Annotated in this window: 5 protein-coding genes and 1 pseudogene; 2 read left to right on the top strand and 4 right to left on the bottom strand. The window is 71.9% G+C overall.

Annotated features, from left to right (window positions below; all coding sequences use genetic code 11):
• Together ACFE60_RS17435 and epsC are read left to right on the top strand one after the other, a co-directional pair.
• Positions 1-169 (top strand): annotated as a pseudogene (locus ACFE60_RS17435) (cysteine synthase A); the annotation flags it as partial.
• Positions 166-720, top strand: coding sequence for a serine O-acetyltransferase EpsC (gene epsC, locus ACFE60_RS17430; RefSeq protein ID WP_375390125.1), 555 nt, complete (start codon positions 166-168; stop codon positions 718-720). The pseudogene ACFE60_RS17435 and the gene epsC, both read left to right, overlap by 4 nt.
• Positions 721-881: 161 nt before the next feature.
• Here the strand turns inward: epsC and ACFE60_RS17425 are convergent, their stop codons facing one another.
• The 4 genes from ACFE60_RS17425 to ACFE60_RS17410 all read right to left on the bottom strand — a co-directional run.
• A complete protein-coding gene (locus ACFE60_RS17425) occupies positions 882-1,787 on the bottom strand; it encodes a carbohydrate ABC transporter permease (protein ID WP_375390124.1) in 906 nt (301 codons plus the stop codon).
• Positions 1,784-2,968: a carbohydrate ABC transporter permease gene (locus tag ACFE60_RS17420; RefSeq protein WP_375390123.1), complete on the bottom strand. Its 1,185-nt coding sequence runs from the start codon at positions 2,966-2,968 to the stop codon at positions 1,784-1,786. Before ACFE60_RS17420 ends, ACFE60_RS17425 begins: the two co-directional genes overlap by 4 nt.
• A 29-nt stretch (positions 2,969-2,997) precedes the next feature.
• Positions 2,998-4,251: an extracellular solute-binding protein gene (locus ACFE60_RS17415; RefSeq protein WP_375390122.1), complete on the bottom strand. Its 1,254-nt coding sequence runs from the start codon at positions 4,249-4,251 to the stop codon at positions 2,998-3,000.
• 12 nt (positions 4,252-4,263) lie between these two features.
• On the bottom strand, positions 4,264-5,348 hold a 1,085-nt coding region (locus tag ACFE60_RS17410; RefSeq protein ID WP_375390121.1), incomplete at its 5' end, for an amylo-alpha-1,6-glucosidase.

The raw sequence follows: 5,348 nt of genomic DNA, 5'->3' as shown, positions 1-5,348 counted from the left end.
CGCCACGGAGGAGGGCATCCTCGCGGGGATCTCCTCCGGCGCGACCGTGCACGCGGCCCTCGAGGTGGCGAAGCGGCCGGAGAACGCCGGGAAGACCATCGTCGTGGTGCTCGCGAGCAGCGGCGAGCGGTACCTCTCGACGGTGCTCTTCGAGAACCTGGACGTGTGAGCGCCCTCGGCACCCTGCGCGAGGACGTCCACGCCGCACGGCAGCGCGACCCCGCCGCCAAGTCCGGCGTCGAGGTCGTGCTCACCTACCCGGGCCTGCACGCGGTCTGGGCGTACCGGCTGCACCACCGGCTGTGGGTGAGCGGATCACGCCTGCCCGCCCGCATCCTGTCGCAGCTGGTCCGGTTCCTCACCGGCATCGAGATCCACCCTGGCGCGACGATCGGCCGGCGGCTGTTCATCGACCACGGCTCCGGCGTCGTCATCGGCGAGACGGCGGAGGTGGGGGACGACGTCACGATGTTCCATGGCGTGACGCTCGGCGGCACCGTCTGGCGGGACGTGAAGCGGCACCCGACCGTCGGCGACCGCGTGCTGATCGGCGCAGGCGCGAAGCTGCTCGGTGCGATCACGATCGGGGCCGACAGCGTGATCGGCGCCGGCGCCGTCGTGCTGCACGACGCCCCGCCGCACTCGCTGCTGGTCGGCGTCCCCGCCGTCGTGCGCCCGCGCTCCCCGCTGGACGCGACCGAGCACCACTGGGTCATCTGAGCCGGCGCCTCCGCGACCCGAGCACGACAGCAGGAACTCCCGAGTCCATCAGCAGGAAGCATGCGCTTCGGCAGGAAGAACGGGGCGGATTCTTCCTGCTGATGCCCGTTCTTCCTGCTGAAGCGCTCTCCGCCTGGCCGAGGGCTGCGGGCGCGGGGCGGCTACTCCTTCACCGCGCCCGAGGCGCTGTTCGTGATGCGCCGCTGGAAGAGGACGAACAGGATCGCCACCGGGATCGTCATCACGACGGCAGCGCCCAGGCGCACCGGGTACTGCGTGCCGGCGCCCAGCTGCCCGGAGGCGAGGGAGGCGACGCCCTTCGTCAGCGTGAACAGCGCGGGGTCCTGCGACGCGACGATGAAGTGCGACAGCTCGTTCCAGGAGCCCTGGAACGACAGGATGAAGATCGTCACGAGCGCCGGCCGCGCCATCGGCAGCACGACCGACCAGAACAGGCGCAGCGTGCCGGCACCGTCGATGCGCGCGGCCTCCTCCACCGCCACCGGGATGGACTCGAAGAAGTTCTTCATGATGAACACCCCGGCGGCGTCGGCGACCAGCGGGATGATCAGCCCGGAGTAGCCGTCGTACATCCCGAGGGTGTTCAGCACGAGGAACTTCGGGATCAGCAGCACCACGCCGGGTACCGCCATCACCGCGACGATCCCGGCGAACAGCACGCCGCGACCGGGGAACCGCAGCCGGGCCAGCGCGTACCCCGCGAGCGAGTCGAACAGCACCCGCCCGGCGGTCACCACGACCGTCACGACGGCGGAGTTCGCGAACCACCGCGGGAAGTCCGAGTTGAAGAAGACCGTCTCGTACGCCTGCACGGTCCACGTGCGGGGGATGAGGCTCAGCGGGTCGGCCGTCGCGTCCGCGTCCGTCTTGAACGACGTCGCGATGTTGATGAGGAACGGGTACAGGTAGATCAGCGCGAGCACGCCGAGCACGACGTAGAGCGCGACCCGCGGGAGCGGGGTTTGTCGGCGACGGCCGGCCGGCGCCCGCGAGGCGGTGGAGGGCCGGGCCGCGGCAGCGGTCACGTCGGGGGCGGTGGCGGTCATCGTGGGTCCCTTCCGGTGTCGCCCGTGCCGACGCCGGTCTCGGCGAGGACGGCGGTGTTCAGGAGGCGGTCGGCCGTGCCGTACCGGCCGTCGGGACCCTGCGTGAAGCCGCCTCGCCGCATGCGCCGCTGCGAGACGCCGCGCTCCCGCAGCACCCACCGCTGCAGCAGGGTGAGCGCCACGATGATCGCGAACAGGATGAACGCGATCGCCGCGGCCTGCCCCCACTGCTGGTTGATGAACCCGGCGGTGTAGGAGAGGAACGCCGGCGTCAGCGTCGTCTTGCCCGGGTCGCCCTTCGAGCCCGCGTAGACCTGGTCGAACACCTGCCAGGTGCCGATCAGGCCCAGGGTGAGCACGGTGAACAGCGTCGGCCGCAGCTGCGGCAGCGTGACGAGCCGGAACCGCTGCCAGCCGCTGGCGCCGTCGACCATCGCGGCCTCCTCCACCTCCTGCGACAGGTTCTGCAGCCCCGCGATGAACAGCAGCATGAAGGTGCCGGAGGTGGTGAACACGGCCATCGAGATCAGGATCAGCATGCCGACCGACGGACCGGCGAGCCAGTCCCACCAGCTGACGCCGAGGAACCCGCCGCCGGTCAGGAAGCCCGGGCCGCCCCGCACGCCGACGAGCGCGAGCAGGTCGTGCAGCACCCCGCTGGCGTCCGCAGGCCAGTTGGGCCCCTGGATGCCGACGATCCCGAGCAGCGCGTTGACGGCCCCGGTCGGGTTGAACAGGAAGAACCACAGGACCGTGATCGCCACCGAGCTGGTGACGGAGGGGAAGTAGAACGCGGTGCGGAAGAACCCGCGGCCGCGCAGGATCCGCGAGTTCACGAGCGACGCGAGCAGCAGCGCCAGCACGGTCTGCAGCGGCACGACGAGCAGCACGTACCAGAGGTTGTTGCGCAGCGCGGTGCCGAAGTCGGACTCGGCGAGCCCGCCGCCGGAGGTGATCGCCGCGTAGTTCCGCAGCCCGACGAAGCGCACGTCGGAGGAGAACGGCGAGCCGCGGCCGCCCCAGTCGCTGACGCTCACCCAGAGCGCCATGAGGATCGGGATCGCGAGGAAGACGACCAGCAGGATCACCGCGGGCGCGGTGAACAGGTAGCCCGACGCGGTCTGCCCGCGGCGGATGCCGCCGCGCCGCCTGCGCGGCCGCTGGAGCGTGGCGCTCGTCATCGTGTGCCTCCCTCGCGATCCCGGACCCGTCAGCCCTGCAGGGCCGAGAGGTTCTTCTGCGCCGTGCCGAGGACCTCGGCGACGTCCGCCGTCTTCAGCGAGCCGAGCTTCGAGTTCAGGTCGGTGACGACGTCCGTCGCGCCGGCCGCGGTCGGCACGCCCTTCGCGAAGGAGGCGCTGTCGATGAAGGCCGAGTAGTCGGGGTACTCCTGCTTCCAGCCGTCCGCGGCGGACTCGATCGACGGCATCACGCCGAACGCCTTGCCGAACGCGAGCTGGTCGTCCTTGCTCGTCAGCTGCTCCACCAGCTTCACCGCGGCGGCCTGGTTGGGGCTGTCGGCGGCGATGCCCCAGCAGTTCGTGAACTGCAGGGTGCCCTCGCCGGACGGGCCGGCCGGCAGCTTCACGACCGTGTAGTCGACGCCCGGGTAGTCGGACTTCATCGCGCCGGTGATCCAGTTGCCCTCGATGGTCATCGCGGCCTGCTGCTTGCCGAACGCCTCGCCGCCCCATCCGGCGCCGACGTCCTTCGTGAACTTCCACCAGCCCGACTTCAGGCCGTCCTGCACGTAGGTCAGGGCCTGCGTGTTGGCGGCGGTGTCCGCGGTCGCCTTCGTGCTGTCGTCGTTCATCAGGTTGCCGCCCGCCTCGACCATGAAGGCGCCGAGCCGCTGGTACTCGTTGCTCGTGACGAGCCCGGTCACCTTGCCCTTCGTCAGCTTCTGCGCGACGGTCTTCAGCTGGTCCCAGGTCGTCGGCACGTCGGCGTCGGTGAGCCCGGCGGCGTCCCACAGCTTCGTGTTGATCTCGAGCGCCAGCGTCGAGAAGTCCTTCGGCGCGCAGTACAGCTTCTTGTCATAGGTGAAGTTCGTCACCAACGAGTCGTAGAAGTCGTCCTTGTTCTTCAGCTGGTCGCCGTAGGCCAGCAGGCTGCCCTGCTTCGCGTAGTTCGCGAAGGTGTCGGCGCCGAGGTAGAAGACGTCGGCGGGCTTGCCGGAGGCGAAGCCCTGGGACAGCTGCTGGTTCAGGTCGCTGGCGGCCTGCACGGTCGCCTTCGTACCGGAGTCGCTCGACCAGTCCGCGACCGCGGACTTCACGGCGGCCGTCTCCGCGTCGCCGGAGGAGCCGATCAGCACGGTGAGCGCGCTCTTGCCGGAGGTGAGCCCGCCGGACGCGGAGCCCGACGAGGAGGAGCCGCTGAAGCCGGAGCCGCAGGCGGTCAGGGCGAGCACGCCCGCCGCGGCGAGAGCGCCGGCGGCGAGTCGGGGGATGCGTCGTTGCATTGGTGATGCCTCTCAGGGTGTGGACCGGCCCGCTGCGGGGGCCGGCTCGGTGGTGGCGGGGATGCGCTCCTCGTGGGCGGGATCGGTGAGGGCGTCGCGCACGACGATCGCCGCGGCGGCGGACCAGGCCTGCGGGCGGCAGGCGGCCGGGTAGGGCACCGGGGCGCCGGCGAGCGCCGGGTCGCCGCCGTGCAGCTCGGGCATGCGGGCGTCGAACGCCCGCGAGGCGAGCAGCAGCCCCTCCGCGAGCCGGCGCGCCTCCGCAGGGAACCCGGCGCGCAGCAGGCCGCGCACCGCGATCGCGGTGTCGTGGGTCCACACGCTGCCCCCGTGGTAGCCGAGCGGCCAGTAGCCGGCCATGTCGGTGGCGAGGGTGCGGACGCCGTAGCCGGAGTCGAGCCGCTCGTCGACGAGCAGCGCGGCCACCCGGGCCTCGTCGCGGGCGTCGAGGATGCCCGTGCCGAGCAGGTGCCCGATGTTGCTGGTCAGGGAGTCGACCGCCCGGCCATGGGCGTCGAGCGCGATCGCGGGGAACCCGCCGTCGGCGTCGTCGACCCAGAACGCCGGGCGGAACCGCGCCTTGAGGTCGGCCGCCCACCGCTGCCAGCCGTCGGCCTCAGCGCCGTCCCCGATCGCTCGGAGCAGGACCACGGCGGCGAGCGCCGCCTCGTGGGCGTAGGCCTGCACCTCGCAGAGCGCGATCGGGCCGCTGGCCAGGGTGCCGTCGCGCCACTGCACGCTGTCGCCGGAGTCCTTCCAGCCCTGGTTCGCGAGGCCGTGGCCGGAGGTGTCGAGGTAGGCGAGGAAACCGTCCGCCGGCACCGCGTCCCGCAGCCAGCCGAGCGCCGCGGTGAGCGCGGGCAGCAGGTCCCTGACCGCCGAGTCCGGCAGGCCGGCCCGCCAGGCGTCGTGCAGCAGCAGGATCCACAGCGGAGTGGCGTCGATGGTCCCGTAGTAGCGGGGCGGCAGCACCACCGCGCCGTCGCCGAGCGCGTTGTCGCCGCGCCGCAGCTCGTGGACGATGCCGCCGGGGCGTTCGCCGGTCGCGTCGTCCGTCGCCGTGCCCTGGATGCGGGCCAGCACCCGGAGCGTGCCGA

Origin of the sequence: uncultured Amnibacterium sp. (assembly GCF_964245895.1) — a bacterium.
Classification (GTDB): Bacteria; Actinomycetota; Actinomycetes; order Actinomycetales; family Microbacteriaceae; genus Amnibacterium.
This window is presented reverse-complemented; position numbering and strand designations above follow the sequence as displayed.

Coding starts and splice junctions, on each gene's coding strand:
- ACFE60_RS17415 (WP_375390122.1), bottom strand. CDS start 4,251: ATGCAACGACGCATCCCCCGACTCGCCGCCGGCGCTCTCGCCGCGGCG.
- ACFE60_RS17420 (WP_375390123.1), bottom strand. CDS start 2,968: ATGACGAGCGCCACGCTCCAGCGGCCGCGCAGGCGGCGCGGCGGCATC.
- ACFE60_RS17425 (WP_375390124.1), bottom strand. CDS start 1,787: ATGACCGCCACCGCCCCCGACGTGACCGCTGCCGCGGCCCGGCCCTCC.